The following is a 24,472-nucleotide window of genomic DNA, read 5'->3' as shown; positions in this document are numbered from 1 at the left end:
TAGCGGGCGTGGGGTCCGGGGGGTCAAGAGTCCTCCCGTTTGGCCTCGTCCGGTTCCGCACGTTTCGCCGCCGCGATGAGGTCCGCCGCGCCCTCGTCGGCCAGCTCGGCCGCCATGTCGCGGGCCGCACGCCGGTGGTGTTCGACCGGCAAGTCACGCGTGGCCCGCACTTCCTCCTCACCGTCACGGCTCAGCACTCGGACGGCCGTGTGGACGACGCTCCCCTGCACGACGGCGTTGACGCCGATGGGAGCCACACAGCCGCCGCCGAGTTCGTCGAGGACCGTTCGTTCGACGGTGGTCGCGGTCCGGGTCGGCGCGTGGTCGAGCGTGCCGCGTATCGACTCCGCGAGGTCGCCGTCGAGTGCCGTCACCGCCAGCGCGCCCTGCCCCGGTGCGGGGACGAACTGGTCGGCTGGGAGTCGCTCGGTCTCGACGTGGTGGAGCAGGCCCGCCCGTTCGAGTCCCGCCTCGGCGAGGACGATGCCGTCGTACGCCGTCTCAACCTCCCGTTCGAGTGCAGTCCGCTCGATTTCACGGAGGCCGTCGAACCACTCCTCGAGCGACCGCTCGAACGTCGCCGCGTCCGCCTCGCCCTCCGCGGCGTCGAGGCGGCGTTCGTGTTCCTGCTGGAGTGTGGGCGCGAGCAGTTTCTCGATGCGCGTGTCGACGTTGCCCCGGAGCGGTTGCACGTCGAGGTCCGGCCGCTCGGCCAACAGCTGTGCCTGCCGCCGGAGGCTGGACGTGCCGACCGTCGCGCCCTCGGGCAGGTCCGCCAGGGCCGTCCCGTCGGGCGTGACCAACACGTCCACGGCCGTGGCGCGTTCCGGAACGCCCGCGACGACCAACGCCGCCGGCATCTCGGTTGGCATGTCTTTCATGGAGTGTACCGCCGCGTCGAGGTCACCGTCGATGACCTCCTCGTCGAGTGCCCGGACGAACGCCCCGGTCTTCCCGAGCCGGTGGATGAGTTCGTCCTGCAACTGGTCGCCCGTCGTCTCGACCTCCACGAGTTCGACCGCGTGACGCCGCCCGTCGAGTGCCTCCTTGACGGTCGCCGCCTGCCGGAGTGCGAGGTCGGACCCCCGGGTCGCCAGCCTGAGCGTCCCGCCGCGAGTAGTCATACCTCCCCCTCGTCGGTCAGGGGTGAAAAGCACACCAGTTCGCCACTGCGAGGCCGCACCTTCGTCACCCACCGGTGCCGTGCCGTGCGCTCTTCCTCACCACGGCTCGCTCTTCAGCGAGAGTTTGTACGCGAGCAGGTTCGTACTGACGTGGAGGACGGGCGTCACGACCAGCACGGTCACGAGAACCGGGGGCGTGAACGTCGCGAGGACCCACCCCGGGGCGGCCACGGCAGTCAGGGCGAGGGACCCGACCACGAGGTCCAACTGGTCGAGGCCGGGGAAGGCCGCGCCGCGTTCGCGTCCCGTTCGCCGCTTGAGAAACGACGCCGCGATGTCACCGAGCAACGCCCCCGTCGGGAGTGCGACGACGGCGGCCGCCGGAAACGCCGGAAGCCCGGCCAACGGCCCGCCGACGGCCGTCCGAATCGCGTTCAGCGCGAGCGCGAGGACGACACCCGCGGCGATGCCCCCGACGGTCCCCCGCCACGTCTTGCCGTCCCCCAACAGCCGACGCCCGTGCCACGTCCGGCCGCCGTCGATGGGCGGACCGCCGCCGACGAGGACGGCGGCGTTGTTGGGGACGTAGGCGGGCAGCATGACCCAGAACGCCACCGCGAGTACCCCGACGATGTCCATGCCGGGGAGTCACGTTCCGCTCCCTTAATCGCCCCGCCTTGCGGGCAACAGACTCAGGATGACAGGGGACTTACATCCAGTATGCTCCCGCCGATAGCGAGTCGGTTCGTCGCCGGTGAGTCCGACGCCGCCGCACTGGAACGCGCCCGACGGCTGAACGACCGGGGCGTCGGTGCGATTCTCAACCTGCTGGGCGAACACTACGACCGCCCCGAGCGGGCCGGCGCGGACGCCGACACCTACGAGCGACTGGTCGGCGACATCGGGCGGACGGACCTCGACGCCTGCGTCTCGGTCAAACCGTCGCAACTTGGCCTCGACGCCGGCGCGGACACCTTTCGCCGCACGCTCTCGCGTGTCGTGGACCGCGCCGACGAGGCAGGCGTGTTCGTCTGGATAGACATGGAGGACCACACGACGACGGACGCGACGCTCGACGCCTTCGAGGCGGAGACGCGGCGACACGGCGGCACCGTCGGCGTCTGCCTGCAGGCGAACCTCCGGCGGACCCGCGCGGACCTCGAACGACTCGCGGGCTTGCCGGGGAAGGTGCGACTGGTCAAGGGGGCCTACGACGAACCCGCCGAGATAGCCTACACCGACCACCAACGGGTCAACGAGGCCTACCGCGACCACCTCGGGTACCTGTTCCGGGCGTTCGACGGCGGCGTCGCCGTGGGGAGTCACGACCCGGCGATGATAGAACACGCACGCGGCCTCCACGACGAGTACGGGACGGACTTCGAGATACAGATGTTGATGGGAGTCCGCGAGGACGCCCAGTTCGAACTCGCGCGCGAGTTCGACGTGTATCAGTACGCCCCGTACGGTTCGCGGTGGCTGTCGTACTTCTACCGTCGGGTAGCGGAACGCAAGGAGAACCTCGCGTTCGCGGTTCGGGCAATCGTCAATTAAACGTAGGTGGGACAAAAATCCCGAGACACTACATGGCCGCGCTGAAACGGGATATCGCGAGCGGACTCATCGTTCTCCTGCCACTCATCGTAACTGCCTACATCGTCGCCGTCATCTACAACCAACTCGCGGCGGTGCCAGTCCCCATCGAGTACCGCCCGTTGCGCGTGCTGCTCACGTTGGTCGTGTTCTTCCTTCTCGTCCTCTCGATCGGCTACCTCGGGCGGACCGCCTTCGGCGACGTCATCGAGGAAGTGCTCGACAACTTGGTGAACCGACTCCCCGGTCTCCGTGTCGTCTACAACGCTTCGAAGATGGCCGTCGAAACCGCCGTTTCCGGGACTGAAGAACTCCAGACGCCGGTCAAAATCGAAACGTGGAACGGGATGCGGATGACCGCGTTCAAGACCGGCAAAACGACCGAGGACGGCCGCGACGTGATTTTCCTCCCGACCGCCCCGAACATCACCACCGGGTTCGTCATCGAAGTCGAGTCCGACGACTACACCGAAACCGACGAGAGCGTTGAGGACGCGCTCACGCGCATCCTCAGTGCCGGGTTCGGCGAATCGAGCGACGACGGCATCTCCATCAACGTGACGGACGAACTCACCGGCGACGGCGAACAGACCGACGGTGACGCGACGGCCGAGGACGGCACCGGTGCCCCGGAGGCGGACGACGACTAACTCAGACGTAGTGGAACCAGTCCTCGTACTCGTCGGTCCGCCGGTCGATGACCTCGAAGAACTTCGACTGAATCTCGTCGGTGACCGGCCCCTTCGTGCCCGCACCGATTTCGGTGTCGTCGACGGTGCGGATGGGCGTGACTTCCGCGGCGGTGCCGCTGAAGAACAGTTCGTCGGCGGTGTACAGTTCGCCCCGTGAGATGGTCGCGCCGTCGTGGACGGTGTACCCGAGGTCCTCGGCCAGCGTGATGACCGTCTGGCGCGTGATACCGTCGAGGATGGACTCGGCGAGGCCAGTCGTGTAGATCTCGCCGTCGCGCACGAGGAAGATGTTCTCGCCCGGCCCTTCGGCGACGTTGCCCTCCTTGTTGAGGAGGATGGCCTCGGTGTAGCCGTTGTCCTTGGCCTCCAGCGACGCCAGCACGCTGTTGACGTACGGGCCGGTAGTTTTGGCGTTGGTCGGAATCTGGCTCGAACTGTACTTGCGCCACGAGGAGACGGCCACGTCGACGCCCTCTTCGAGTGCTTCCTCGCCGAGGTAGGCCCCCCACGGCCAGACGGCGATGGCGACCTGCACGGGACAGTTCGAGGGGTTCAGCCCGAGTTCGTTGTAGCCGTAGAACGCCACGGGGCGGATGTAACAGGAGTCGAGGTCCTGTCGCTGGATGAGTTCGACCGTTGCGTCGGTCAACTCCTCGCGGTCGAAGGGAATCTCGATGTCGTACGGCTGGCCGGACTGGTAGAGCCGGTCGAGGTGTTCCTCCCACCGGAACATGGCGGGGCCGTTCTCCGTGTCGTAGCACCGGGCACCCTCGAAGACGCCGGTTCCGTAGTGGAGTCCGTGGGTGAGAACGTGGACCTGCGCGTCCTCCCAGTCGACGAACTCGCCGTCAAGCCAAATCGTGTCGACGTCCATTTCGTCGAAACCCATAGTGTGCGTTTCCTTGGCCCAATCCGCTCTTAACAGTTTCCGTGCGCCTGTGCGGCCGAACGCGGCCCTCGTAGCTCCACCCGACCCCGTGCATCTAATAAACCAATAACCGCGATACAGAAACTCAGATATCCCGGTGGGCGCGCCACCACTCGACAGTGACGATATCGCGGGCGAGTACTCCCGACTCGGCCGCCGTGGTCGCTTGCACGACGCATCTGCCCTCGTACCCCGAACTTCCGCGGACGTGTCGTCGTCGGGGACGGCACCGTCGGTTCGGCAGTCCCGTTGTCCCAATCCGTGCGACGCGCCCGCCGGTCACAGCGAACCCGATTCGAACCGTTCGCCGTCTTCCGCCGTGATTGACCTGCTCTCACCTCGTATCCGCGCCGAGAACGCCGTCTCTGCCGTGGCATGTATGCACGTAGCATCCTCGACTGTGGAATCCAGCGGTCGGCAACGCCTCTCCCGGTTCTGTGTATCGACTGTTGGGGCACGTCCGCTCGTTCTGTATATCGAAATCAGATTTATCCGGCGGCGCGCGCTGGCAGTCGGCCGTGTGGCCGTTACCCGAGGCGGTCGACGATTTCGGACCCTTCGACGTACGGAATCCCGTTTCGCTCGCCGTAGGTTCGGGCGGCGGCGGGTGGCAGGGCCGCGCCGCTCTCGTCGTCGAGCATCTCACAGACCACCGCGGCGGGTGGCTGGTCGGCGGCGTCGGCCAACACCACGGCGAGTTCAGTGTGGCCGAGGCGGTCCGAGAGGCGGTTCGGCGCGGCCTTGAGCAGGTGGACGTGGCCGGGTGCGCGGAACGCCTCCGTGAACGCCGTCGGGTCGGGGTCGGCGGCGGCGTGGCCCAACTCGGTGATGGTCAGGGCACGGTCCTCGTCGGTGATGCCGGTGAAGGTGTCGCGGTGGTTGACGGTCAGGGAGAACGACGACCGCTCGTCGTACGCGAGGTCGTGGTCGGCCGCCAGCGGGTGGTCGATGACCTCTTGGACGAACGGGAGGTCGAGGGCCTCCGCCACCTCGTGGCCGAGTGCGACACACACGAGGCCACCGGCGTCGTTGCGCATCCGTGCGACAGCCCCGGGCGTGACGCCGCCCGCGGGATACACGATGTCTGTCTCGCCCTCCCGGTCGGCCGCGTCGTGAATCAGGACGGGGTCGCCCGCGCGGAAGGCACTGATGGCCGCGTCTACGTTGCTCGTGGTTCGGGACATGCTATCGCTCCGTGACATGGATGGTGAGTTCGTCGCCGTCGTCCAGTCCCAACTCGTCGCGCAGTCGCTCGGGGGCGATGATTTCGAGTTGGTCCTCGTCGTGGTGGGTTCGCTCGGGTGTGATGACGTGTGCCGGCTCGTAGATGGCGTCGTCCGTCTCGACGCTCGCCGGGTAACAGTACGCCGGGCCGTACGTGCGCTCGTCGTCCTCCCAGCCTTCGATGGTGACGGGTTCGAGGGCGGCCACGCCCGCCCGGGTGCGGACGCTCTCGTCGGTGAGGTCCACGTTCAGCGTCCCCGCGAAGGGTTCGTAGCCCAACTTCTCGATGAACTGCTCCATGTAGCCCGGCAGCGAGATGTAGTGGCGTCCCTCGCCCATACCGCTGGTCACGAACCCGGCCAGGTCGATGCTCGCGTCGCGCTCGAATATCCGCCGGTAGTCGGCGTACTCCCGGCGAAGCGCGCTCTCGCCCTCCGGCGTAACCGTGACCCACTGTCCGTCGCTGACGATTTCGCGCTCGACGTAGTCCGCGTCGTCGAGCCGCTGGAGCCGTCGGGAGGCCGTCTGGTTCGAGGCCCCCAACTCGTCGGCTAGCACCGAACACGACACCTTCTCTTGGCCGTCGAGCGCGTCCGAGAGTGCCAACAGCTTCAGCGTCGCGAGTTCGTCGTACCCGACGTCGCGTCCCGTCGCTTCTGCCATACTCCGACGTAAGGGATTGCTCCGGATAAGCGTAACGAACGCGTGATGCGTCCCACGTTTGGAACGGTTGAGAACCGAACTCGCGTTTCTCGACTTGTGGTTCGGCCACACACGCCTAAACGTTCCGAACCGCGGTCAGCCGTGGTGGACGTGGCCTCGGGGGTCGTACTCCATCAGTCGGCAGACCTCGTCCGCTACGTCCGCGCCAGCGGTCCGTTCCACGACGTGGACCGCGAGGTCCAGCCCCGATGTGACGCCGCCGGCGGTCACCACGTCACCGTCGTCGACGACCCGGGCGTCGACAACGTCCGCGTCCGTCGCCCGCAGGTCGTCAAGCGCGCTCGCGTGTGTCACCGCCGGGCGGCCGTCGAGGACGCCCGCGCGAGCCAACAGCATCCCGCCGGTACAGACGCCGGCGACCTGCCCGCCGTCGTCGTAGTGAGCGGCGATGGCGTCGGGCACGGCACCGCGTTCGGCTTCGGCCCACGCGCCCGACTCGCTCCGGTCCGCCCATCCGCCGCCCGGCACGAGGAGGAGGTCCGGAGCCACCGCCGAGAGCGGGCCGTCCACCCCCACGTCGAGGCCGTGACTCGCGGTGACGCGCTCCCGGTCCTCGACGGTCCGAAGCGTCGTCGTCATCGCCGCACCGACGCGCGCCGCGTTCTCGAATATCTCGTACGGCCCGACGGCGTCCATCTCGTCGAAGCCGTCGTACAGCAGGATGGCGATGTCCATGTCCCACACTCGGCGGGCACGGACAAAAAGCCGCGCTCAGTCACCCGAAACTGGGTCGCGGTTCCAGAACTCGCTTCCCTTCTGCAACTTCGGCACGAGCGTGTTCCGCTCGCGGGCCAGCAGTGCGACGCGGGAGGCGGGCACCTGCTTGAGCACGTCGTGGTCGGGGAGGTGTTCCTGTACGGCCCCCGAGAACTCGACGACCCGTTCGTGGTCGGGCATCGACTCCCTGTCGAGGCGACCCCGCGAGTGGCCGACGTGCATGTACGCCTTCATCTCGACGAAGTCGGGGTCGGCCCGCTGGAACATCGCCGCGTACCACTCGGGGTGGTGCATGTTCAGCCCCTCGATGCACGTCGTCCGCAGGACCGTCCGGGTGTCCTCCTTGGCCGCGAGCACGTCCAGCGTGTCTATGAGGCGGTCCCACGCGTCGTCCTCGACGGCTTTGACCGTCTCGTCGAACGTCCCCCGGTCGGCGGCGTCGACGCTGACGTACAGTTGCGTGGGGTCGCACTCGGCCAGCATCTCCGGTCGGGTCCCGTTCGAGACGAGGAACGTGGTGATATCTCGGTCGTGGAACTCCTCGATGAGTTCCGGGAGGTAGGGGTACAACGACGGCTCACCGTCCAGCGAGATGGCGACGTGACGCGGTTCCATCGCCTCCTCGAAGACGTCGTCCGGGACTTGCTCGTTGCCGCCGAACCCCGAGAGCAGTTTCGTCTGGAGTTCGATGGAGGCGTCCGCGACGGCCGCCGGGTCGTCCCACGCCACGTCGTCCATCTCGTAGGCGTGGCCCGCGTGGTCACGCCAGCAGAAGACACACCGCTCGTTGCACTTGACCACCGGCGTCATCTGGATACAGCGGTGGGACTCGATGCCGTAGAATATTTTTTTGTAGCACTTCCCCTCGCCCCGGAGCGCGTTCTTCGTCCAGCCACAGGTCTGGACGGCCGTGTGGTTCTCGCTGTGGTAGTTCGGGTCCGACACCTGCTTGGGACCCCCGTCACCGGACTCTGAATCGCTCATTGTCAGGTGGGTGGTTTCCAGCGGCTAAAACCTCGTGGTCCACCCCAAGCCACTCCACGTCCCGCCGGCACGTGCCGGCCGATGCACCGCGATGCGTCCCCCCCATCTCTCCCTCGTCGGCCTCGTCGCGGACTGGTCGCCTCTCCCGCCCGCGAATCTCGTCCAAAGAATATACGGGAAACAGAGACAAAACGGCGAAAATAGAAACTAATGTTTCGATATACGATGTAGAACAATCTATTTGGGCGGAGAAAAGACTAATAGGGTGAAAAACAACACACGAGTATGGCTACCAACGCGGTGGACGGGCCGGAGACCGAGGACGGGGCGGAGGGAGACCCGGAGTTCACGGTGACGGTACACCTCCGTTCCTCGCCCGTCTCGGCGGCAGCGCGGCGTCAGAAGACAGTTCTCGACCGGGTACGGGAACTCGAAGCCGAGGGGGCCGTCCCCGAGTTGCGTGTCGAGCGGTGGGGCGCGCGCGTGTCCGTCCCCGCGGAGGACGCACACCCCGACGATGCGGCGGCGTTGTTCACGGAGTTCGAGGCGGCGGCCGAGGACGCCGGTCTCAGACTGACGCCCTTCTTCGAGACACGCGAGTCGGTCGGCGGACTGCTCTCCTCTGGCCCTGCAACCGAGCGTATCATCATCTTCCCCGTCGTCTCCCTCACGGTTCGTGACGACGACGGCCTCGCGGGGCTTTACCCCTGCTGGAACGACGGCGTCCACCAGAGCGTCGAGGATTGCCTCGGAACACTCGCCGACGGGGAAGACGTGCGGAACCTCTGACCGCCGGTCCGACTCGTTACGTCTATACGCGCCGCTCGAAAACGGGCGTGTATGTTCCTGTCTGCACGTGCGGAGGTCGAGGACGCCCTCGCGGGCGCGCTCGAATCGCTCGACCTCCCGACCGACGACCTCGGTGTCGAGGAACCACCGGAGGGCGTCGACGCCATCCTCGCATCCAGCGTCGCCTTCCGGCTTGCCGGTACGGTCGGCGCGCCGCCGCCCGAAGTCGCCGCCGACGTGGCCGCCGAAATCGACGCCGACGACTACGACCACCTCGGCAGCGTCCAAGCACAGGGGCCGTACGTCAACTTCCTGCCCAGCGACACCTACTTCGCCGACACGCTCCGGGCCGCCCAAGCCGAGGCGTACGGCCGACTCGACCCGAAGGACACCTCCGTCGTCGTCGAACACACGAGCGCGAACCCCACCGGCCCTGTCCACGTCGGGCGCGCGCGCAATCCCATCGTCGGCGACGCGGTTGCGAACGTCCTCGATTTCGCCGGCTACGACGTGGACCGCCACTACTACGTCAACGACGCCGGCCGCCAGATGGCCGTGTTCACGTGGGCCTACGAGACGTTCGAGGAGGCGGACCTCCCGGACCCCGAACGCGACCGAATCGAGTACGACCTCGTGCGCTACTACCGGGCTGGCAACGAGTTCCTCGAATCCGGTCCCGAGGACGAAGTCGAGGCCGCCGAGGCCGAAATCCAGTCCATCATGCAGGGGCTGGAGGCGGGCGACGACGAGGCCTACGAGCGCGTCAGCGAGGTGGTCGATGCGGTTCTCTCGGGGATGCGCGAGTGTCTCGGCCGACTCCCTGCGGAGTTCGACGAGTTCGTCAAGGAGACGCGGTTCATGCGCGACGGCTCCACTGACGACCTGGTACGTCGGCTCAAGGACCTCGACGAAGCGACCTACGAGGAGGACGCGTGGCAACTCGACCTCCCCGACATCGAGAAGAACCTCGTCTTTCTCCGTTCGGACGGCACCAGTCTCTACGCGACGCGGGACTTGGCCCACCACGAGTGGAAGTTCGAGAACTACGACCGCGCCGTGACGGTGCTGGGCGAGGACCACGAACTGCAGGCCCGGCAGGTCCGGGCGACTCTCGACTTGCTCGACAACGACACCAGCCAGTTGGAGCAGGTGTTGTACTCCTACGTCAACCTCCCCGAGGGGAAGATGAGTACGCGGAAGGGCACGGGCATCGACCTCGACGACCTGCTCGACGAGGCCATCGACCGTGCCCGTGCGGAAGTCGAAGACCGTCTCGACGACCGCCTCCGGGGCGACGACCTGACCGAGGCGGACATCGAGCGTGTCGCCCATCAGGTCGGCATCGGTGCCGTCCGCTACGACATCGTCTCGAAGCAACCCGCGAAGGCGATCACCTTCGAGTGGGAGCGCGCACTCGACTTCGAGGCACAGTCCGCCCCGTACGTCCAGTACGTTCACGCGCGTGCGTGCGGCATCGTCGCAGAGGCGCGCGAGGCCGGGCACGAGGTTCCCGACCCTGCCGACCTCGACCCGGCGACGCTAGCGACGCCCGAGGAGCGGGACCTCTTGCGCGTCATCGCCCGCTTCCCGGCAGTCGTCGATGCGGCGGCCGAGGACCTCACGCCACACGTCGTGGCGACGTACACCCGGGAGTTCGCCGACCAGTTCAACGCCTTCTACCGCGAGTGTCCGGTCCTCTCCGCCGACGGCGACCAGCGGGACGCGCGGCTCGCGCTGGTCGTGGCGGCGCGTCACACTGTCGCCAACGCGCTGTCTCTACTCGGGGTTGCCGCACCCGAGTCGATGTAACCTACACGGGAACGAGTGCCGGGAGGACGGTGCCACCGGTGAACTGGACCGCGGCCAGTCCGAGGCCGAGGGCTAACAGTAGGAAAATCAGCACCCAACTGAGCGGTATCGACTCGTCGTCTTCCATAGTGGACGTGGACGGACGTGCGGTTTAGAACTACCGTTTCTGCCGAGCGACGACGGCCGGCCGAGCCGTCAGCTGAACAGGCCGAAGGCACCGCCGTCGTCGTCGTCTTCCCCGTCGTCGTCGTCTTCCTCGTCGTCGTCTGGCTCGTCGCCGTCCGCGTCGGCCGCCGCCTCGTCGTCTGCCTCCTCGTCGTCCGCCACGTCGAACTCGGCGTCGGGACTCACGCCGCCTTCGGTGTTCGCCTCGTATATCTCTTCGAGCGTCGAGGCGAGGCGACGGTAGGCCTCGGCCGCGTAACTGTCGGAGTCGTTGATGAGGAGTGGCTCGTTCTCCGTCGCGTCCTGGTCTTCCGGGACCACGGCCAACATCTCGAGGTCGAGTTCGTCGGCGACCTCCGAGACGTTCGTCTCGTCACCGGCCCGCGTCAGGACGGCACCGAGCACGTCGCCCTCGATGCGCTCGGCCAGTTGCGCCGTCTTGATAGTGTCGCCGACGGCCACGTCGTCGGCCGTCGTCACGAGCAGGATGCCGTCGGACAGTCCCAGCGGGACCGTCGTCTCGTGGCTCAGGCCCGCCCCCGTGTCGATGAGGACGATTTCGTACGCCGTCGAGAGTGCCTTGACGACCTTCCGGAGTTTGGCCGGGTCCGCGTCGGCGAACGCTTCGAGGTCCCGCTCGCCGGGCACGATGGTGATGCCGCCCGGCCCCTCGGTAATCGCGTCGCTGACGGCGGCCTTGCCCGCCAGTACCTGATGGAGGCTCGGGTCGTGTTCGATGTCGAGCATCGCCCCGAGGTTCGCCATGCCGAGGTCGGCGTCGACGACCACTACGTCGTGCCCGGCGTCCTGCAACGCGACGGCGACGTTGATGGCTGTCGTAGTCTTCCCGACGCCGCCTTTGCCACCTGCGATAGTGTAGACGTATCCCGTCATGCTTTGTGGTATGGTATCACAGTCGAGGGGGAAACATAAACCCGTTCGTCCCACCGGGTCTCACCCTCACCGCGTCGCCCGACGCCCGCGCTCCGTACCCGACCGCGCCACGGGCGTACCTACCTCAACACATACCCGCAACCATTGTAAAGTTACACGCTCCCTATCAACCTATTGTCACTAGTGGCGAACCCCGCCCGCCGATGCCGGTCAACAGTTACTTACCGCTCATCGGGCTAGAAACCGGTAATGAGTACGCAGGACGAGGACGGGACGGACAAACAGCGGTACGAGTTCCAGAAGGTAATCGAGGACCTGAAGGAGTACGAGGGCTCGGGGACGCAACTGGTCACTATCTACATCCCCGACGACAGGCAGGTGAGTTCCGTCGTCGAACACGTCACCCAAGAGCACAGCGAAGCCTCGAACATCAAGTCGAAACAGACCCGTACCGCCGTCCAGGACGCCTTGACCTCCATCAAGGACCGTCTCCGTTACTACGACGTCTATCCCCCGGACAACGGGATGGTCATCTTCTCCGGTGCTATCGACTCCGGCGGCGGGCGTAGCGAGATGGTCACGAAGGTACTGGAGTCCCCGCCCGAACCCATCCAGTCGTTCCGGTATCACTGTGATTCGGACTTCCTGACCGAACCCCTGGAGGAGATGATGGGCGACAAGGGGCTGTTCGGCCTCATCGTCCTCGACCGCCGCGAGGCCAACGTCGGGTGGCTCAAGGGCAAACGCGTCGAACCCGTCAAGTCCGCCTCCTCGCTGGTGCCCGGCAAACAGCGCAAGGGTGGCCAGTCCGCACAGCGGTTCGCCCGCCTCCGGTTGGAAGCCATCGACAACTTCTATCAGGAGGTCGCTGGGATGGCCAACGACCTGTTCGTCGACGACAGACACGAGATGGACGGCATCCTCGTCGGCGGTCCCTCACCGACCAAAGACGAGTTCCTCGACGGCGACTACCTCCACCACGAACTGCAGGACATGGTGCTGGGTAAGTTCGACGTGTCCTACACCGACGAATCCGGCCTCTACGACCTCGTCGACGCCGCACAGGACGTGTTGGACCAGTACGACGTGATGCAGGACAAATCGGAGATGGAGGAGTTCTTCCGGGAACTCCACGACGGGAACCTCGCAACCTACGGTTTCGAGGCCACCCGCGAGAACCTCGTCATGGGTGCCGTCGACCGCCTGCTCATCTCCGAGGACCTCCGCCGCGACGTGGTGACCTACACCTGCGAGAACGGCCACGAGGAACGGGAGGTCATCGACCGCCGCGAGGAGACGCCCGACCACGACTGTACGCGCTGCAGTGAGACCGTCGACGCCGACGCGGGCGAACGCGAGGACCTCATCGACCACCTCATGGACATCGCCGGGCAACGCGGCACGGAGACGAAGTTCATCTCGACCGACTTCGAGAAGGGCGAACAATTGCTCGACGCCTTCGGCGGCATCGCGGGCATCCTGCGCTACGACACTGGCGTCTAACGACGACCTTTTTGCACCGTCACTCGGCCGTTCCGCGGCCTCGTTCGGGCAAAAATCGACCCTCGGTCCAGTCGTCGCTCGCCGCGCTCGCTCCGGTAGTCCTTCGGGTCGAACCGCTCGCACCCATCTCTCGGACGCCTACTCCAGCAACTGCTCCAACTGCCGTTTCCGTCCTTGGAGGTCTATCTGACTGTCCACACTTCCCGTGGTGGCGAGTCGGTCGAGAACGAGCATCGGGTCCGCCCCGGCCTCCTCGACGGCGGTGAACAACTCGGCGATTTCCGACCGATAGAGCGCGAGTGAGGTCAGCAGGCCGATGCCGAGTGCCATCGGTACGGCGGCGTCGGGACTCATCGGGAACGCATCACCGACGGTCCCGAAATCCGGCGGCTCCGCCGGTGGGTTGTCGTCTGGCTCTAACACGAGACACGTCGGACAGAGTGCCGCCCCGGGCGCGCCCTCCGGCACGTACTCCCGGTACTCGTCGCCGACCGGGAACTGGAGCATCGGCGTCTGACAGTCTGGACAGTCCATATTTACTCGAGTACCGCCGGGTGGAAAAACCTACCCCGCAGTCGCTCGCCGCGCGCGTCGCGTCAGTCGTCCGCGGTGACTTCTTCGCGGTCCCGCTCCGCCGCCTCGCGTTTCTCCTCTTTCTCTTCCTCTTCCTTTTTCGCCTTGATTTTCTTCATCCGGAATATCTCCTCGCGCTCCTGTTCCTCCAGTTTCTGTTCGATGTACTCCTTGTTCTCGTTGAGTTCGGGGAGGAGTTTGAACTCCAAGGCGTTGACCCGGCGTTTGGTCGTCTCGATCTCTTCGAGCATCTTCTTCATCGCCGTCTCCACCTCGGCGGCGAGGATGACCGTCTCGATGAGTTCCTCGTAGGCGTCGGCCGCCTCGTCGATGCGCGCGCTGGTCCCGAGGACACCGTACCCGCGCTCGTCGAGGCTCTTTCGTACCTTCGAGGACTCGATTTGGGGGACGACGACGCCCATGATGTTCTTCGACTCCGTGGTGAGTTCGGGGTGTTCCTTGAGCGCGGCGGCCGCGCCCCGAACTGCCACGTCGCCCTCCATCGCACGGGCCTTGTTGATGGTGTCCTGTGCCCGCTCGTAGTTCTCCGAGAGGTCCGCCCGGACGTCCTGTGCCTGGTCGAGGATGTCCATGAACTCCATGATGAGGCCGTCGCGCTTCTTCTCGAGCGTGTCGTGGCCCCGATCGGAGAGTTCGATTCTGTCCTCTATCGCCATGAGGTTCTTCCGAGTCGGCTTAACGTCTTTGGCCATTGGCGGACCCTTACCTGCGTAGCCAGTTAACCGTTTTCAGTCGTCGACAGAACGAACGCGAGAAACGAAGGTCAACGGCGGCCGGGTTATTCGGCTTCGGCTTCCTCGGTTTCCGTCTCGGCGGCGGCGGACTCGTCTTCGACGTAGTGTTCCTCGATGAGGTCCTCGTCGATGCGGTTGAGTTCCGTCTTCGGCAGCGTCGAGATGAGGTCCCAGCCCAAATCGAGCGTCTCGTCGATGGAACGGTTCGTCCGGAAGCCCTGCTGGACGAACTGCTCCTCGAAGGCGTCGGCGAAGTCGAGGTACTTGTTGTCCCGCTCCGAGAGGGCCTCGCGGCCGACGATGTTCACGAGGTCACGCAGGTCCTCACCCTCCGCGTAGGCGGCGTACATCTGGTCGGAGATGTCGGCGTGGTCGGCGCGGGTCAGTCCCTCGCCGATACCGTCGTCCATCAGCCGCGAGAGGCTCGGCAGGACGTTGATGGGCGGTTCGATACCCTGACTGTTCAGGTCGCGGTCGATGTAGATTTGCCCCTCCGTGATGTACCCCGTGAGGTCCGGAATCGGGTGCGTGTCGTCGTCGCCGGGCATCGTGAGGATGGGAATCTGCGTCACCGACCCCTCCTCGCCCTCGATGCGGCCGGCCCGCTCGTAGAGGTTGGCGAGGTCCGTGTACATGTACCCGGGGTAGCCACGGCGGCCCGGGACCTCCTCGCGTGCGGCACCGATTTCGCGCAGTGCCTCACAGTAGTTGGTCATGTCCGTCAGGATGACCAGCACGTGGTAGTCCTTCTCGAAGGCGAGGTACTCGGCGGTCGTCAGTGCCAGTCGCGGCGTGAGTGTCCGCTCGGTCGCGGGGTCGTCCGCGAGGTTCATGAAGACGACCGACCGCTCCAGCGCGCCGGTGCGCTCGAAGTCGTCCATAAACTCGTTGGCTTCCTCTTGGGTGATACCCATCGCGCCGAAGATGACTGCGAACTCCGAGCCGTCCTCGTCGCCCTCGCCCTCCTGTTCCTCCGGCACGGTCGCCTGCCGGGCGATCTGGAGCGCGAGGTCGCTGTGGGGCAGGCCCGACCCAGAGAAGATGGGGAGCTTCTGGCCGCGGACGAGGGTGTTCATCCCGTCGATGGCGGAGACGCCGGTCTGGATGAACTCCTCGGGGTACTCCCGCGAGTAGGGGTTGATGGCCTCCCCGACGATGGGACGTTCCTCCTCCGGTTCGATATCCGGCCCGTCGTCGATGGGTTCGCCGGACCCACTCAGGACGCGCCCGAGCAGGTCCTCGGTGAGTTTCATCTGCATCGTCTCGCCGAGGAACCGCACCGACGCGTTGCGGTCGATACCTTCCGTCCCCTCGAACACTTGGATGGCGACGAAGTCGCTCGTGCTCTCGAGTACCTGTCCGCGGCGTGTCTTTCCGTCGGGCGTCTCTATCTCGACGATTTCGTCGTAGCCGACGGGTTCGTCCACTTCGGCGAACACCAGCGGTCCGCTGATCTCCGTGATAGTCTTGTATTCTTTCTGCATCGTCAGTACAGCTCCCGAATCTGTGTCTCGATTTCGTCTTCCAGTTCCTCGACGTAGGACTCCCAGTCCTCCTGAACGCCGATGCGGTTGAGTCGGGGTGCGGACTCGATGTCGATGATCTCCTCGATTGGCACCCCGGCGTCCAAGGCGTCGAACGCCTCGTCGTTGAGTGTCTTGATGGCACGCAGAATCGCGTACGTCTTCGCCGGTTCACAGTACGTGTCCGTGTCGTGGAAGGCGTCCTGCTGGAGCCACGCCTCCCGGAGGAACCGGGCGACCTCGAGCGTCAACTGCTGGTCCTCGGGCAGGGCGTCCTTCCCGACGAGTTGGACGATCTCTTGGAGTTCGCTCTCCTCGTCCAGCGTGTCGATGGCCCACTGCCGCTGTTCGGACCAGTCGTCCTCGACGTTGTCCTCGAACCACGGGTCGAGTTGGTCCCGATACAGCGAGTACGACTCGTTCCAGTTGATAGCCGGGAAGTGCCGACGTTCCGCGAGGTCGGCGTCCAGTGCCCAGAACGTCTTGACGATGCGCAGGGTGTTCTGGGTCACCGGCTCCGAGAAGTCACCGCCCGGCGGGGAGACGGCCCCGATGACCGACACCGACCCCTCCTGACCGTTGAGGTTCTGGAAGTAGCCGGCCCGCTCGTAGAACTCCGAGAGCCGCGCCGCGAGGTAGGCGGGGTAGCCTTCCTCGCCGGGCATCTCCTCCAACCGCGAGGAGATTTCCCGCATTGCCTCGGCCCACCGCGAGGTGGAGTCGGCCATCAGTGCCACGTCGTAGCCCATGTCGCGGAAGTACTCCGCGATGGTGATACCCGTGTACACGCAGGACTCACGCGCCGCGACGGGCATGTTCGACGTGTTGGCGATGAGGCAGGTCCGGTCCATCAGCGCGTTGCCGGTGGTCGGGTCCTCCAGTTCCGGGAAGTCCTCGATGACCTCCGTCATCTCGTTGCCACGCTCGCCACAGCCGACGTAGACGACGATGTCCGCGTCGGCCCACTTGGCGAGTTGGTGCTGGGTGACGGTCTTGCCGGACCCGAACGGTCCCGGAATCGCGGCCGTCCCGCCCTTCGCGATGGGGAACAGACCGTCGAGGATGCGCTGGCCCGAGACCAGCGGCGTCGTCGGCGTCTGCTTCTCGTCGGCGGGGCGTTGGGTGCGGACGGGCCACTCCTGGCGCATCCGAATCTCCTCGCCGTTGTCGAGTTCGACGACCGTGTCCTCGACGGTGAAGTCACCGGACTCGACGGCGACGACTTCGCCGCCCTCGTAGTCCGGCGGGACCATCACTTTGTGGTCGATGCTCGGCGTCTCGGGGACGATGCCGACGATGTCCGTCGGACCGACCTCGTCGCCCTCCTCGACTTCGGGTGTGAACTCCCACGTCTTCTCGAGGTCGATGCCCGGTGCGTCGACGCCACGGTCGAGGAACGCCGACCCCATCTTCTCCTCCAAGACGTCCAGCGGACGCTGGACGCCGTCGTAGATGGCGTCGAGCATTCCCGGCCCGAGGTCGACGCTGAGGGGCGCGCCCGTCGACTCGACGGGTTCGCCCGGCGACACGCCGGACGTCTCCTCGTACACCTGAATGGTCGTGATGTCGCCCTCGATTTCGATGACTTCGCCCATCAGCCCCTCGTGGCCGACGTACACGACGTCGTTCATCCGCGCGTCGAGGTCGACCGCCGTCACGACGGGACCGCTCACGCTCTCTATCCGTCCGTCCTCGCGGACCTCCGATTCCGTAGCTTGACTCATTTTATTCTTCCTCCATGAGGTCGATACCGATAGCTCGTTTGATCTGCTCGCGCAGGCCGCCGCTCCCGGTGCCGCCACCGAGCGTGACCAGCACCGGTTCGACGCTGGTCTCGACGTCCTCGCGGACGCCCCGCGAGAGGTACTCGAGGTCCGAGTCGTGCATCACGACGATGCCGACACCCTCGTCCCCGAGCATCTCGCGGACCGCCTCGTCCAGTCGCTCTGCCTTCTCGTCGTCGGGTACGTCCGCGAACTTGCGGACGCCCGCGAGACGGAACCCGGTGGTGAACTCCGGACTGCCGATGACCGCTATCTCCTGGCTCATAGCACGAGTTCCTCCTCGATTTCTGTCTCCGAGAGACCGGCCTCCCGGCCCCGGGCGATGGCTCGCACGTTGTCGACTTCGCGTTCCTTCGCCAGCACGTACGCCAACACCGGACAGACCGACAGCGGGTGTCGGTTCGACAGGCGGTCGGCGTACTCCAGCAGGGCCGCATCCAGCGCGCGCTCGAACTCGATGAGGCTGTCGGCCGCTTCGAGGCTGTCCAGCCCCGCCTCCAAGTCGTCGCCGTACCGGCTCTGCCGGACGAACTCGACCAACTGGTCCTGGTTGCGGGACAGTTGCCGAATCTCGTCCTCGTCGAACAGCGTGCCCCCGTCGATGTAGTACTCCGAGGGGTCGATGTCCGCGCCGCTCCGTGCGAGCCGGAGCGCGTTGCGGACGTTGCTGAAGTCCACTTCGGCGGCGAGGAACTCGCGGTACAGTTCCATCGCCCCGCTCACCTCGCCCGACAGTCCCGTCAGCAGCTCCTCGTAGAACGCCCGGTCGAGGGCGTTCTCCAGCGGGACGAGGACGCCCTCCTCCTCGTAGAGGGGATAAGCGTCCGCGAGTCCGTCACCGAACCGTGTCGGTTCGAGCAGGTCCACGACTTCCTCGACGGTTCCCGCCGAGAGGAGCTGTTCGAGGAACTCGTCCTCGAACTCGCCTGCCCGAATGAGGTCCGCTTCGACCGCTTCCCGGTCCGCGTCGGAGTACAGTCCACGGATGACTGTCTTGACGTTCCACACGTCGAACTTCCGGAGGTAGCGGGCGATGTAACCGTACAGTTGCCCGTCCGCCCACTGGAGCAGGTCGTCGAAGTGCTTTGCGACGTTGCGGTTCAGCGCGTACTCGACGAGGTCGACGCCCGAGTGGCGCGCGCCGAGTTGGTTCATCTCGGACTCGTACTCGGTCTCCTCCATGAACCGGGCGATTTCACCGGTCCCCATCCGAACGAGTTTGCGGTAGTCGTCGTCGTCGAACAGCGAGGCTCGACGCGACCGGACCCGCGCGGTGACGTACTCGTAATTGCCGCTCTCGCCCGTGTACTCCGTGCTCATTGCTCGAACAGGCTGTCGCTTATCTCGCCGAGGTTCGACTCCCAGACGTCGTCGAGGATGGAGTCGAACGTGTTGTTCACACGGACCCGCGACGTGTCGCTCTCGACGACGACCCCGCCGAGACAGTCACGGGCGTCACCGAACGACCCGTCGTGGTCCAGTTCTTCGAGCAGGGATTCGATGAGGTCCTCGTCCTCGGCCCGCCCGTGGACGAGCAAGTCGTCGTCGGTGTCGAATTCCTCGACGGCCGCCGTGAGCAACTCGCGGGTGAGGTCCTCGCGCCGGTCGCCCTCGATGGCCGCGATTTCGTCCTCGACGTCGTTACGGACGTCGCCGAGCACGTTCCGGCGGGCCTCCAGTCGGGCCTGTTTCGCTTCGAGTTTGGCACTCGAGAGTTGCTGCTCTCGTTCCTGCTCGATTGTCGATTCAACTTCCGCCGCACGCTCCGCGCGGATGTCCTCGGCGTCGGCCTCCGCCTCGGCAAGGATTGCCTCGGCCTCCTCGTCGGCCTCTGCGCGAATCTCCTCCGCACGCGCGCGGGCTTCGTCCCGAATATCCTCTACGACCGTATCAAGGCTCATTGTAGGAAAGGTGGGTCCCGTTACAGGTTCGGTGCCAGGAACAGCGCGACGAGTGCGAGAATCACGAGCGTCTCCGGAAGCACCGTCAGGATGAGCCCACGACCGAACATTTCGTCGTCCTCGGCGACCGCACCGACGGCGGCGGCGCCGATACCACGCTCAGCGTACCCCGCGCCGAAGGCGGCGAGGCCAACGGCGAGAGCACCTGCGGCGGCCGGGCCGATGGCCGGGGCCGCGCCTTCTGTGCCCTCTGCGGCGGCGAGGACAACCTGATCTTGGAGAAGCGGTACGACGCCGGTCAGAACTGCTGCAACGGTTTCGATCATGAGTTGTAGTATCGGGGGTGTTCCGAACAGGCGGATATGGCCACAGTGGCTTCATAAAACTTCCCAAATGCCGTCGTGAGTGCGTGAATCACCGATGAGAGACAGTCTCACGGTTCCGGTACTACCCGTCCGAAACGGGCGTGTGGACGGCCGCCGTGACCGGCGGTCAGTCCTCGGCGGTGTACTCGCGTTCGTACCCGAACGGCTCGAACGCGCGACCGCCGCCCTCGTAGAACTTCCCGAAGAACTCCACGTACTCGAGACGCACTGCCTGCAGGCCGGCACTCGTGATACCGAGTGCCAGCACGAGCGCGTGCCCCAGCACGAGGATGAGGATGCCGAACAGACCGCCGACGACGAGGTTCACGGGGTCGCTCGCGTTCAGCAACCCGGAGAACACGACTTCGCCGTGCGGGTCCGAGGCGAAGGTGATGAAGTGGAACTCGCCACCCTCGAACGTCGCGCCGAACACGATGAGGTTGACCGCCAGTGCCATCCCGGCCTTGGCCAGCAGGACGGCGGCGATACGCGTGTACGACAGGACGTTCACCAGGACGTTCAGGCTCTCGAGCGCGCCGACACCGCCCTCGCCCTTGAGAAGCAGGGCGAACCCGATGCCAGCCACGACGAGGCCGGCAGTCCCGATAGTCGGCGAGAACCCGGTGAAGCCGGCGGGGAGCGCGACCATCCCCTCGGTCACTTCCGTTCCGCCGACGACGGCACCTTCACGCGCGAAGGCCGTGAACATGAACGTCGGTTTGACGGCGATTGCCTGCGTGCTGAACACCCAGCCCCAGATGCCGAACATCAGCAGCACCCACGACCCGCTCTCGGTGACGGCGTCGACGAGGCCGTGTGACAGGTTCTCGACGAAGTCGAAGACGTAGCCCACGCCCACGTGGAGCAAGCCGAGGAAGAGACTCAGCGTCAGCCACGCCTGCGCGAACTGCAGGTAGTGGGGCTGGAGGCCCTTGTGGATGGGCGGGTGCCCGTTGAACAGTATCTCACCCAACTGGTGGAGACCGAAGAACTCGCCGTACAGCACGCCGAAGAGCGCGGTGAAGCCGCCGGCCCACATCCCGACGCCACCGAGGCTCTGTATGACCTCGTTCTCGAACGAGGAGTACAGCCAGTAGCCGAGCCCCAGATACAACAGCCCGTATCCGAGGTCACCGATCATGAACCCGAAAAACGCCGGGAACGTCAGGAAGAGGACGATTGTCGGGTCGAACTCGGAGTACTTCGGCCGGTTGATGACTTCGACCAGTGCCTCGAACGGCTTGACCGAACCGGGGTTGTCCTGGATGACCGGCGGTTCGTCGTCGCTCATCGTCACCGCACCGCCGTCGGACCGTGGCTCCGACGAGGCGCGGTTCGCACCGCTCACCGCACCGCCGTCCGCGACGGCTTCCTGTTCGGTCGCCTCGGCGTCGGCGTCCTCGTCGTCCGACGCGGCGGCCCCGGTGGCCGCGGCCGACGCGCTGGTCTCCTCGTGGACGGGTTCGCTGTGGGTGGCGTGCCCGTCGCTGTCGTAGTCTGCGCGTTCGAGTTCCTCGACTTCGACGTGCCCACCGACGGCCGAGGAGAGGGCGTCGGCGAAGTCGGCGTACTCGTCGGTCGGAATCCATCCCTCCGCGACGAAGGCGTTCTCCGTCGTCGCGAACGAGAGGGGTGCTTCCGCCTTCTGTGCCTCGATGGCGAGTTTCTCTTCGGCCGCGAGCAGGAAGCCCGCCACGTCGAGTTTGAGGTTCTCCAACTCCGACTCGACGGTTTCGAGTTCGGTCTCGAGTTGCTGTTTCCGATGCCGGAGTTCCGAGATGTACTCCTCGGGACTCCCCTCGGCGTCGGGAATCGGGTAGGCCTGGAACGCAGTCCCGACGAGCACGTCCTGTACGTCCACGTCCCCCGCGGCGTCGGTGGGGTGGACGAAGACGGCGACGGCGTCGCCCTCGCTGAATAGCTCGTGGGCGGCCACCTCGTCGGCGTCGAGGAGTTCGCGTCGGATGGCCTCGGCGTCGCCCTCGCCGACGGCCACCGACAGCGAGTCGTAGCCGCTCAGCAGGTCCAGGTCGATGTTCAACTGAGCGAACGGCGCGACGCTGTCGATTCGCTCCTCGACGTCACGGAGTTCGCTCCGCACGTCGTCGCGCCGGTCGTCGAGTTCGTTGACGTTCTGGCGGATGTCGTCGAGTTCCTCCTCGATGGCCTCGTCGGTCACGAGGCGGGTCGGGCCGGCGTCGTCCTCGTCGACACCGAGCGTGTTCTTCAGCGCGCGGACGGTGACGAGTTTGCTCGACGCCTCGTCGCCGCCTTCGATGGGAGAACCGGGCTCGAACCCGTCCCACCCGCCGCTGTAGTCGGTCACGTCGACCAGTCGCAAGTCGTAGATCGTCTCGATGACGTCTTCCATGACGTGTCTGGAGCCGGTCACCGAGACCCGGCTCATCTGCTCAGGTCTGAGCATGCACCGCCTCCTCGAACAGGTCGAGTACGTGTTCGACGGCCTCGTCGGCCTGCCCTTCGGCTTGGGATTCGAGTTGCTCGCGCTCGCGCTCGCCCTCGCTGATGACGCGCTCGCGCTCGGCTTCGATTTCCTCACGGGCCGTTTCGAGCCGTTCTTTGGCCTCTTCCTCGGCCTCCTCTCGGGCCTGTTCGCGGGTCTCCTCGGCCTCCTCTCGGGCACTTTCGACCCGCTGTTCGGCCTCGCGCTCGGCCTCGGCGATGATTTCGTCGGCCTCCTGTTCCGCCTCCTTGACGCGGTCGAGAACCTCCGGCCTTGGCATTCTAATCGTCCGAAGATTGCAGAAGCCGATATATGGTAGTTGCGAAGTCGTGCAGCCCCGTCTCCGGTGTCCACCCGTGTCGGGAAACAGGGGAATTATGCCCGTCAGGCTCCAATCGATAGGCAATGGGAGTCCTCGAAGACAAGTCCCGGGCCCGCACCTTCTACAAGTACCTCTCGAAGGTGTACGACCAGGTCAACCCGTTCATCTGGAACGAGGAGATGCGCACCGAGGCACTCGGCCTACTCGACTTCGAACCCGACAACCGTGTCCTCGACATCGGCTGTGGCACCGGCTTCGCCACCGAAGGCCTCCTCAACCACGTCGACCACGTGTACGGCCTCGACCAGAGCCCCCACCAGTTAGAGAAGGCATACGCGAAGTTCGGCAAGCGCGACGGCCCGGTGACCTTCCACCTCGGGGACGCCGAACGCCTGCCGTTCAGGGACGACACCTTCGACGTGGTGTGGTCCTCCGGGTCCATCGAGTACTGGCCCAACCCTGTCGACGCCCTCCGGGAGTGTCGCCGCGTCGCGAAACCCGGCGGTCAGGTCCTCGTCGTCGGTCCGAACTACCCCAACTCCTCGGTCTTCCAGCGTCTCGCCGACGCCATCATGCTGTTCTACGACGAGAGCGAGGCCGACCGGATGTTCCGGGACGCCGGCTTCACCGAGTTCGAGCACCACACCATGGGGCCGAGTTACAACCCCGAAATCGCGATTACGACCGTCGCGCAGGTGCCCGAGTAGTCGGTACGTCCCCGGAGACCCCCAACTCAGCCGTTTCGGAAGAACTCGAACACCTGCTCGAACGGCTCGAACAGTTCCGGGTGCGCGGCGGCGAACTCCGAGATGTCGACGCCGACCTGCCGGAGCAACTCGGCCGCCACGTCCGCATACGCGGGGTACAACTCCAGCACGGCGACCATCGTCAGTATCGCCGTCGGAACGCTCGCGGCCAGTCCGATGGTGACGTACTCGAGTTCGTTGAACTCACTGACCACCGACGACAAGTCGCGTTCGTCCGTCACCTCACCCTCCTTGACTCCGGGGTCGTGGCTGGACCCGCTATCGCTTTCCTCGACTGGTTCGTACGAACTCACGTATTACCCCCCCTTTGGCCCGCAACGTCCTTTCGTGTTGGATGAACAAGGTGATATGCCTTTCGCCGAAGTGACTTCCGAACCGCGTCTCACGCCGCTCGTGTCGTGACTGTCGCCAGTTCGTACGCCCCGTGGTAGACGACGACACGGACGCGAGTGCCCGCGGACAGGCGGTGGCTGTTGGTGCCCGCCAGCCGAACCGCCGCCGTCTCGCCCGCCTGCCACCGACCATCGTCGGCGACGTTGAACGGCCCTGTCGGGCCGCTCTCGAACCCCCGCGCGGCGAAGAAGGGAACCGGTGGCTGGTGAGCGAGCCGCTCGCCGTCGACGTGGACGACGACTCGGAGTCGGCCGACGGATAGCGCGTCGCCGCCGCGGTGAGTCAGCGCGATACGGTCGGCCCCCGCGTCGGCACTGACGGCGAGTGCGACCTGTGGTGGTGCCGCGTCGGGCGTCGCCGAGAGCGTGGCGGCACCGACGACGCTGGCAGCGAGCACGGCGACCAGAACGAGCAGCGCGATACCGACGACCGAACCGAATCCGCGGGCGTCGTCGGCCAACGGCGGACGGGACACAGGGG

Annotated in this window: 27 protein-coding genes; 6 read left to right on the top strand and 21 right to left on the bottom strand. The window is 65.8% G+C overall.

Annotated features, from left to right (window positions below):
* Nucleotides 1-23: 23 nt before the first annotated feature.
* Together hemC and MUG95_RS07055 are read right to left on the bottom strand one after the other, a co-directional pair.
* Entirely contained in the window at nucleotides 24-1,124 is a 1,101-nt protein-coding gene (gene hemC / locus MUG95_RS07060) for a hydroxymethylbilane synthase (RefSeq protein WP_247010360.1), read from the bottom strand.
* 96 nt (nucleotides 1,125-1,220) lie between these two features.
* The gene (locus tag MUG95_RS07055; protein WP_247010359.1) at nucleotides 1,221-1,763 is read right to left on the bottom strand and encodes a CDP-2,3-bis-(O-geranylgeranyl)-sn-glycerol synthase; all 543 of its coding nucleotides are present in this window, start codon (nucleotides 1,761-1,763) and stop codon (nucleotides 1,221-1,223) included.
* Nucleotides 1,764-1,844: 81 nt separating this feature from the next.
* Between MUG95_RS07055 and MUG95_RS07050 the strand changes: the two genes are divergently transcribed.
* Together MUG95_RS07050 and MUG95_RS07045 are read left to right on the top strand one after the other, a co-directional pair.
* Nucleotides 1,845-2,678: a proline dehydrogenase family protein gene (locus tag MUG95_RS07050; protein WP_247010358.1), complete on the top strand. Its 834-nt coding sequence runs from the start codon at nucleotides 1,845-1,847 to the stop codon at nucleotides 2,676-2,678.
* Nucleotides 2,679-2,710: 32 nt separating this feature from the next.
* Nucleotides 2,711-3,367 (top strand): DUF502 domain-containing protein, encoded by a 657-nt coding sequence (locus tag MUG95_RS07045; protein WP_247010357.1) that lies wholly within the window; start codon nucleotides 2,711-2,713, stop codon nucleotides 3,365-3,367.
* Between the two features lies 1 nt (nucleotide 3,368).
* Here the strand turns inward: MUG95_RS07045 and MUG95_RS07040 are convergent, their stop codons facing one another.
* From MUG95_RS07040 to twy1, 5 genes are all read right to left on the bottom strand, one after another.
* A complete protein-coding gene (locus MUG95_RS07040) occupies nucleotides 3,369-4,298 on the bottom strand; it encodes a branched-chain amino acid transaminase (protein WP_247010356.1) in 930 nt (309 codons plus the stop codon).
* A 566-nt stretch (nucleotides 4,299-4,864) separates the two neighbouring features.
* Nucleotides 4,865-5,539: a 3,4-dihydroxy-2-butanone-4-phosphate synthase gene (gene ribB / locus MUG95_RS07035; RefSeq protein WP_372608189.1), complete on the bottom strand. Its 675-nt coding sequence runs from the start codon at nucleotides 5,537-5,539 to the stop codon at nucleotides 4,865-4,867.
* Nucleotides 5,523-6,224, bottom strand: coding sequence for a DUF120 domain-containing protein (locus MUG95_RS07030; RefSeq protein WP_247010354.1), 702 nt, complete (start codon nucleotides 6,222-6,224; stop codon nucleotides 5,523-5,525). The genes ribB and MUG95_RS07030 overlap by 17 nt, the downstream gene beginning before the upstream one ends.
* A 135-nt stretch (nucleotides 6,225-6,359) precedes the next feature.
* Nucleotides 6,360-6,959 (bottom strand): DJ-1/PfpI family protein, encoded by a 600-nt coding sequence (locus MUG95_RS07025; RefSeq protein ID WP_247010353.1) that lies wholly within the window; start codon nucleotides 6,957-6,959, stop codon nucleotides 6,360-6,362.
* Between the two features lie 36 nt (nucleotides 6,960-6,995).
* Nucleotides 6,996-7,985, bottom strand: a complete 990-nt coding sequence (twy1, locus tag MUG95_RS07020; RefSeq protein WP_247010352.1) for a 4-demethylwyosine synthase TYW1 — start codon at nucleotides 7,983-7,985, stop codon at nucleotides 6,996-6,998.
* A gap of 285 nt (nucleotides 7,986-8,270) precedes the next feature.
* Between twy1 and MUG95_RS07015 the strand changes: the two genes are divergently transcribed.
* Both MUG95_RS07015 and argS read left to right on the top strand, forming a co-directional pair.
* Entirely contained in the window at nucleotides 8,271-8,774 is a 504-nt protein-coding gene (locus tag MUG95_RS07015; RefSeq protein WP_247010351.1) for an HTH domain-containing protein, read from the top strand.
* A gap of 51 nt (nucleotides 8,775-8,825) precedes the next feature.
* Nucleotides 8,826-10,583 (top strand): arginine--tRNA ligase, encoded by a 1,758-nt coding sequence (gene argS / locus MUG95_RS07010; RefSeq protein WP_247010350.1) that lies wholly within the window; start codon nucleotides 8,826-8,828, stop codon nucleotides 10,581-10,583.
* A 1-nt stretch (nucleotide 10,584) separates the two neighbouring features.
* Here argS and MUG95_RS16860 read toward each other — a convergent pair whose 3' ends face one another.
* Both MUG95_RS16860 and MUG95_RS07005 read right to left on the bottom strand, forming a co-directional pair.
* On the bottom strand, nucleotides 10,585-10,710 hold the full coding sequence (locus tag MUG95_RS16860) for a hypothetical protein (protein WP_256463871.1): 126 nt from the start codon (nucleotides 10,708-10,710) through the stop codon (nucleotides 10,585-10,587).
* A 68-nt stretch (nucleotides 10,711-10,778) separates the two neighbouring features.
* Entirely contained in the window at nucleotides 10,779-11,642 is an 864-nt protein-coding gene (locus MUG95_RS07005; RefSeq protein ID WP_247010349.1) for a MinD/ParA family ATP-binding protein, read from the bottom strand.
* Nucleotides 11,643-11,891: 249 nt separating this feature from the next.
* Between MUG95_RS07005 and prf1 the strand changes: the two genes are divergently transcribed.
* Nucleotides 11,892-13,145, top strand: coding sequence for a peptide chain release factor aRF-1 (gene prf1 / locus MUG95_RS07000; RefSeq protein ID WP_247010348.1), 1,254 nt, complete (start codon nucleotides 11,892-11,894; stop codon nucleotides 13,143-13,145).
* A 138-nt stretch (nucleotides 13,146-13,283) separates the two neighbouring features.
* On the opposite strand, the gene MUG95_RS06995 is transcribed toward prf1, so the two are convergent.
* From MUG95_RS06995 to ahaH, 10 genes are all read right to left on the bottom strand, one after another.
* Complete coding sequence (locus MUG95_RS06995; protein ID WP_247010347.1) at nucleotides 13,284-13,679, bottom strand: DUF6276 family protein; 396 nt, start codon at nucleotides 13,677-13,679, stop codon at nucleotides 13,284-13,286.
* 62 nt (nucleotides 13,680-13,741) lie between these two features.
* The gene (locus MUG95_RS06990) at nucleotides 13,742-14,431 is read right to left on the bottom strand and encodes a V-type ATP synthase subunit D (protein WP_247010346.1); all 690 of its coding nucleotides are present in this window, start codon (nucleotides 14,429-14,431) and stop codon (nucleotides 13,742-13,744) included.
* Nucleotides 14,432-14,517: 86 nt separating this feature from the next.
* A complete protein-coding gene (locus MUG95_RS06985) occupies nucleotides 14,518-15,957 on the bottom strand; it encodes an ATP synthase subunit B (RefSeq protein WP_247010345.1) in 1,440 nt (479 codons plus the stop codon).
* Nucleotides 15,958-15,959: 2 nt separating this feature from the next.
* Complete coding sequence (locus tag MUG95_RS06980; RefSeq protein WP_247010344.1) at nucleotides 15,960-17,720, bottom strand: ATP synthase subunit A; 1,761 nt, start codon at nucleotides 17,718-17,720, stop codon at nucleotides 15,960-15,962.
* A 1-nt stretch (nucleotide 17,721) separates the two neighbouring features.
* Entirely contained in the window at nucleotides 17,722-18,045 is a 324-nt protein-coding gene (locus MUG95_RS06975; protein ID WP_247010343.1) for a V-type ATP synthase subunit F, read from the bottom strand.
* Nucleotides 18,042-19,100 carry a V-type ATP synthase subunit C gene (locus tag MUG95_RS06970; protein WP_247010342.1) on the bottom strand — a complete coding sequence of 353 codons (1,059 nt, stop codon included), beginning with the start codon at nucleotides 19,098-19,100 and terminating at the stop codon, nucleotides 18,042-18,044. Before MUG95_RS06970 ends, MUG95_RS06975 begins: the two co-directional genes overlap by 4 nt.
* Nucleotides 19,097-19,681 (bottom strand): V-type ATP synthase subunit E, encoded by a 585-nt coding sequence (locus tag MUG95_RS06965; RefSeq protein ID WP_247010341.1) that lies wholly within the window; start codon nucleotides 19,679-19,681, stop codon nucleotides 19,097-19,099. The genes MUG95_RS06970 and MUG95_RS06965 overlap by 4 nt, the downstream gene beginning before the upstream one ends.
* A 20-nt stretch (nucleotides 19,682-19,701) precedes the next feature.
* Nucleotides 19,702-20,007, bottom strand: a complete 306-nt coding sequence (locus MUG95_RS06960; protein ID WP_247010340.1) for an ATP synthase subunit C-like protein — start codon at nucleotides 20,005-20,007, stop codon at nucleotides 19,702-19,704.
* Between the two features lie 166 nt (nucleotides 20,008-20,173).
* A complete protein-coding gene (locus tag MUG95_RS06955) occupies nucleotides 20,174-22,471 on the bottom strand; it encodes a V-type ATP synthase subunit I (RefSeq protein WP_247010339.1) in 2,298 nt (765 codons plus the stop codon).
* Nucleotides 22,458-22,790: an ATP synthase archaeal subunit H gene (gene ahaH / locus MUG95_RS06950; RefSeq protein ID WP_247010338.1), complete on the bottom strand. Its 333-nt coding sequence runs from the start codon at nucleotides 22,788-22,790 to the stop codon at nucleotides 22,458-22,460. The genes MUG95_RS06955 and ahaH overlap by 14 nt, the downstream gene beginning before the upstream one ends.
* 125 nt (nucleotides 22,791-22,915) lie before the next feature.
* On the opposite strand from ahaH, the gene MUG95_RS06945 reads away from it, so the two are divergent.
* On the top strand, nucleotides 22,916-23,539 hold the full coding sequence (locus tag MUG95_RS06945) for a methyltransferase domain-containing protein (RefSeq protein WP_247010337.1): 624 nt from the start codon (nucleotides 22,916-22,918) through the stop codon (nucleotides 23,537-23,539).
* A 26-nt stretch (nucleotides 23,540-23,565) separates the two neighbouring features.
* Here MUG95_RS06945 and MUG95_RS06940 read toward each other — a convergent pair whose 3' ends face one another.
* Both MUG95_RS06940 and MUG95_RS06935 read right to left on the bottom strand, forming a co-directional pair.
* Nucleotides 23,566-23,892 carry a hypothetical protein gene (locus MUG95_RS06940; RefSeq protein ID WP_247010336.1) on the bottom strand — a complete coding sequence of 109 codons (327 nt, stop codon included), beginning with the start codon at nucleotides 23,890-23,892 and terminating at the stop codon, nucleotides 23,566-23,568.
* Between the two features lie 89 nt (nucleotides 23,893-23,981).
* Nucleotides 23,982-24,467, bottom strand: a complete 486-nt coding sequence (locus MUG95_RS06935; protein WP_247010335.1) for a type IV pilin domain-containing protein — start codon at nucleotides 24,465-24,467, stop codon at nucleotides 23,982-23,984.
* Nucleotides 24,468-24,472 lie beyond the last annotated feature (5 nt).

The organism is Halorientalis litorea (genome assembly GCF_023028225.1).
GTDB classification, from domain to species: Archaea; Halobacteriota; Halobacteria; order Halobacteriales; family Haloarculaceae; genus Halorientalis; species Halorientalis litorea.
The sequence above is the reverse complement of the archived record's forward strand: the minus strand, read 5'-3'. Positions and strand labels throughout refer to the sequence as shown.